The sequence below is a fragment of the Microcystis sp. M53602_WE12 genome (assembly GCF_030065455.1).
GTDB classification, from domain to species: Bacteria; Cyanobacteriota; Cyanobacteriia; order Cyanobacteriales; family Microcystaceae; genus Microcystis; species Microcystis aeruginosa.
The window spans coordinates 1-4,028 of record NZ_JASJFB010000199.1; the positions used below are offsets into that span (position 1 = coordinate 1).

Annotated in this window: 6 protein-coding genes; 2 read left to right on the forward strand and 4 right to left on the reverse strand. The window is 41.1% G+C overall.

Going from position 1 to position 4,028, the window contains the following annotated elements:
* Both PX482_RS07480 and PX482_RS07485 read left to right on the forward strand, forming a co-directional pair.
* On the forward strand, nucleotides 1-356 hold a 356-nt coding region (locus tag PX482_RS07480; RefSeq protein ID WP_288122263.1), incomplete at its 5' end, for a 2-oxo acid dehydrogenase subunit E2.
* 264 nt (nucleotides 357-620) lie between these two features.
* Nucleotides 621-1,568: a PRC-barrel domain-containing protein gene (locus tag PX482_RS07485; RefSeq protein WP_287107799.1), complete on the forward strand. Its 948-nt coding sequence runs from the start codon at nucleotides 621-623 to the stop codon at nucleotides 1,566-1,568.
* Between the two features lie 154 nt (nucleotides 1,569-1,722).
* Here the strand turns inward: PX482_RS07485 and PX482_RS07490 are convergent, their stop codons facing one another.
* The 4 genes from PX482_RS07490 to PX482_RS07505 form a co-directional block, all read right to left on the reverse strand.
* A complete protein-coding gene (locus PX482_RS07490; protein ID WP_002794482.1) occupies nucleotides 1,723-1,950 on the reverse strand; it encodes a type II toxin-antitoxin system HicA family toxin in 228 nt (75 codons plus the stop codon).
* The gene (locus PX482_RS07495) at nucleotides 1,943-2,152 is read right to left on the reverse strand and encodes a type II toxin-antitoxin system HicB family antitoxin (protein ID WP_002734849.1); all 210 of its coding nucleotides are present in this window, start codon (nucleotides 2,150-2,152) and stop codon (nucleotides 1,943-1,945) included. Before PX482_RS07495 ends, PX482_RS07490 begins: the two co-directional genes overlap by 8 nt.
* A 216-nt stretch (nucleotides 2,153-2,368) precedes the next feature.
* Nucleotides 2,369-2,644 carry a hypothetical protein gene (locus tag PX482_RS07500; RefSeq protein WP_147072884.1) on the reverse strand — a complete coding sequence of 92 codons (276 nt, stop codon included), beginning with the start codon at nucleotides 2,642-2,644 and terminating at the stop codon, nucleotides 2,369-2,371.
* Nucleotides 2,645-2,847: 203 nt separating this feature from the next.
* Nucleotides 2,848-3,774 carry a restriction endonuclease gene (locus PX482_RS07505; RefSeq protein ID WP_002756726.1) on the reverse strand — a complete coding sequence of 309 codons (927 nt, stop codon included), beginning with the start codon at nucleotides 3,772-3,774 and terminating at the stop codon, nucleotides 2,848-2,850.
* Between the last annotated feature and the right edge of the window lie 254 nt (nucleotides 3,775-4,028).

The window sequence follows — 4,028 nt, forward strand, 5'->3', positions numbered from 1 at the left end:
ACCAGATGGATATCTATTCCCTCTCCCGCAGTTGGAAAGATTTAGTCGATCGCGCCCGCAGTAAACAACTGCAACCGGAAGAATATAATAGCGGTACTTTTACCATTTCTAATCTGGGAATGTTCGGAGTCGATCGCTTTACCGCTATCTTACCCCCCAACCAAGGTGCGATCCTAGCCGTGGGTGCTTCCCGTCCCCAAATCGTCGTCAATAAAGATGGTTTATTCGGAGTGCAAAAACAGATGACGGTTAATCTCACCAGTGACCACCGAGTCATCTACGGGGCCGATGCAGCCTCCTTCCTGCAAGACTTAGCTAAACTGATCGAAACTGAGGTGCAGTCTTTAACTATGTAATCAGAATCTAGACAGCAGGAGCCAAGGGAGTTTCTCTCTAGCTCCTGCTTTGTTGTCACTAAAAAAATGTAAAGAATTAGCTAAAATGGGTTTAACCCTATCTATCACCCGAAACTATCGCCCAAACAAGGCCAAAAAAAGTGTTAATCTCAGGGAACTTTAAGATCTAAGCCAATATCGGTAAATTAACCCTCGATCTCGCCCTATATATTAAGCCTACAATAACTCGTATTCCCACGACCTAACGCCTACCCATAGGAAAAAATGATCACAGAGAATAGTCGCTTACGTTCAGAATTTTTAAATACACAGGTTATCACTCGCAATACAGGCAAAAAACTCGGCGTTGTTAAAGATATCCTTGTAGATATCGATCAACGAGAAGTGGTTGCCCTGGGACTCCGCGATAATATCCTCTCCTTGTCGGGAATGCCTCAATATATGTATTTATCGAGCATCAGTCAGACAGGAGACGTGGTTCTCGTTGAAGATGATAACGTCTTGGAATCCGTCGATATCGATGCTTATACTCCCTTAATCGGTAGTGAAGTGATCACGGAAACCGGCGAACCTTTAGGCAAAGTCCGCGATTATCAATTTGATCCCCTTAGTGGTCAATTACATTCCATTGTCATCGCTTCCCTGGGATTGCCTCTTATCCCCGAACAATTGATCAGTACCTACGAAATTGCCATTGAAGAAGTGGTTAGCAGCGGTCCGAATCGCTTAATTGTCTTTGAAGGGGCCGAAGAACGTCTCACCCAAGTTAGTGTGGGGGTTTTGGAACGTTTGGGTATTGGTCGTCCCCCCTGGGAAAGAGAAGAGGAAGAAGCTTATTATACTCCCGCTGCTCGTCCGGAAAATCAGTTAGGTACGGGCATTCCCCTCCGCACTCCCGTTGAGGCCGCTAAACCCGTTGAAGAACGCTGGAGTGAGGATGAATGGGAAAAAGAACCCCTGCGCGCCACTCCCCCACCGCAAAAACGGGCCGAAGCTCGTTATTATGAGGAAGAATACGAGGAAGAAGAAGATAACTGGGGAGAAGCGCGCTCAGAACGCACAGAAAGCTTTTCTCGTCCTCAGTACGACGATTACGAGGATAAGGCCGAGGATGATATGTGGGATGATGACGTGGAACCAGATTACAATCCCCCCCGCATCAATATCACCGAGAAGAAAAAGGAAAGAATCCCCGAATACGAAGACGGTTAATCTTTGACAGTCCCCCTATCCATTAGTTACATCTTTCTTAACATAAAATTTGACAAAAAAAGAAAAGTGTGCTATGTGGCTCAAGGGGGTTCTCTGGGGGGACTAAATACTTTTGGTATTTGGTATCACGTCGAGTGCAGTGATTTGTCAGACTCTACAGATTTTCAATGAACTCTTCAACTGTGACTTGGGCTTGTTTCAGAATTCCACTTAATGTACCAACCTTCAATTCCTGATGTAAAGGGACAACACAACCAATTTTGCCATCTTCGGTTTCTTTCTTCATCACAACATGGCTACCTGTTTGACGAACTTGCTCGAAGCCTAAGCGTTCAAGAGATCTAACTGCCTCCCGACTAGAGATTCGTGGCAGCTTAGGCATAACTAACCTCAATACTGGTCACAAATCTAGGGGATGTTTCTGGTAAGGTAAATTCCTCTAGGTAAAGCCGTGTGGCTTCTTTCAATCCAGCAATCGCCTGCTCAATTGTTTCTCCTTGATCTACTGTGCCAACTTCTGGACATTCAGCAATGTACATATTATCTTCTTTGTACAAAATAACAGTAAAGATGCGATTTTTCATGGTGTTTTATCATCTCCGGCTTACTCTGAAAATCATAACATAACTGTTTCCTAATCGTTTGGTTAGAAAATAGTTAGGTTTCCTGATCATTGACCCAACTCACGCTTTTTGAAAAACTCTATAAGATATTAAGTTATTAGTACTTAATCTAATATTGTCCCACCTTCCTAGAATTGAGTGAGAAGATTGTGCAAAAACAGGCGTAGAGTTGATTAATCATTGAAATAAATTTGCCCCAATCAAACCGACTCGATGAACTGCTCGATGTCCGATTCTTACGAACCAAATTTGAGCATCGGTCAATCGGGCTAAAAGTTGATCGGAAGCTGTGAGGCTGTCTTTTGCTACTTCAAAAGCCCCTGTTTCAATATCTATGGCTACAATCTTCCCATGATTGCCTTCCTCGACTTGGGGGCGCACCTGAGATTGATAAATCTCTTTACCACGTCGGGCGAATTCTTCTTTGCTGTAGCGGAGTTGATTAACTGTCATTGTCCTGACCCCGTTGCAACTTTTGCCCCTCTATTTTAACCTAAACATTGGCAATCTTCGCTAACATTTCTCAACTGGGACCACAAAGGCTGCATCGCACTTAGACTCACAGTTTCAATCAATGTGCATGGTGCGTTCCCCAAAATCGATCGCTGAAGCGGTAGAAGTTGTTTTAGGGAACGCACCCTACAAGATTGCGATCACTACACAATTTGATTGTTCATAGTATTTTGTAATAGTTGATGTGCGCTGTAAAATGGCTCTCCTTCCAAATTTAAGCATTCCAACTTTTTCATAAGTAAATTTTTCAGGTCCAAATTATTATGCTCGACAAGAACAGATCGTAAGTCATAACCATCCATCAAAATGATAGATTTGTCATTATTCTGCTTTAGTAAGGGGCATACATTTTTTGACCAACCATTGATCGATAAAAATAATCCCAATGTCTGTTTACCAGAGCGGCTGATTTTGCCAGAAAGGCTATCAAGTTGCCGTATATCCGTTAAGTTTTGAGTCCATTTACATTCAACTAGATAGTACCAGCCTTCAAGCTTAAATGCGCCGTCTATTTGTTCTCCACCCTCATTTCTCCTAAAGCTTTTTTGAGTTGGAATCTCATAAAGAGAAAAAATACGTTTTAGCAAGTCTTCAAGTGAAAATCCTCGCTGTTTCTTATCTTCCGAATTTATTAACTTTGTAAAGTTATCAAATTCCAGCAGAAGACTGGATCGAAGTGAAGAAAATTCCTCCTTCCTCTGAGAATCCTGATTACGATTCTTTGTATTACCTCCTTGCAATCTTTCTACAATTTTTTGACATTCGTTAAATAAATGTTCCTCCTCAGTGGTGATAGCTTTCCGAGTTATTGACTTTTTTGTTTTCCAGTATTCCAAAAGTGTTTCTATCAGTTTTCCTACTGTAGAATTAGATTCTTCTTTCCAAAAACCTCTTAATCGATTTGCTTTTGAGCCACTACTATAATTATATTTTTCATCATATATATCGATATTTAAATTTTCTAAGACGAATTCTTGGAAGGTTATGTTTGAAAAATCAAGCACATAACCATTGCCCATTTCGAGCAATTTCTCTAGTTTAATCTTTTCAATGCTTGTTAAATCTGACATCTCATATCTAGATTGAAAGTGAAAGGAAGGTAGGAAGGTGGAAGGTATGCCTAACTACACATTATAGGTCAACTTTCTGCATAACAATTTCCAGAGCAACGATATAGGTCAACTGGGAGCATCCCAATTTTGCCATAAGTATAAATGCTTAGAGACTAAAAACGTTAGCTAAGGCAAAATAAAGAGAAACAATTAAACGGTAGAATCATGAATACAGACCAAAAAGAACAACTAGATCAACATTTAAAAGCCAT

Coding starts and splice junctions, on each gene's coding strand:
- PX482_RS07485 (WP_287107799.1), top strand. CDS start 621: ATGATCACAGAGAATAGTCGCTTACGTTCAGAATTTTTAAATACACAG.
- PX482_RS07490 (WP_002794482.1), bottom strand. CDS start 1,950: ATGCCTAAGCTGCCACGAATCTCTAGTCGGGAGGCAGTTAGATCTCTT.
- PX482_RS07495 (WP_002734849.1), bottom strand. CDS start 2,152: ATGAAAAATCGCATCTTTACTGTTATTTTGTACAAAGAAGATAATATG.
- PX482_RS07500 (WP_147072884.1), bottom strand. CDS start 2,644: ATGACAGTTAATCAACTCCGCTACAGCAAAGAAGAATTCGCCCGACGT.
- PX482_RS07505 (WP_002756726.1), bottom strand. CDS start 3,774: ATGTCAGATTTAACAAGCATTGAAAAGATTAAACTAGAGAAATTGCTC.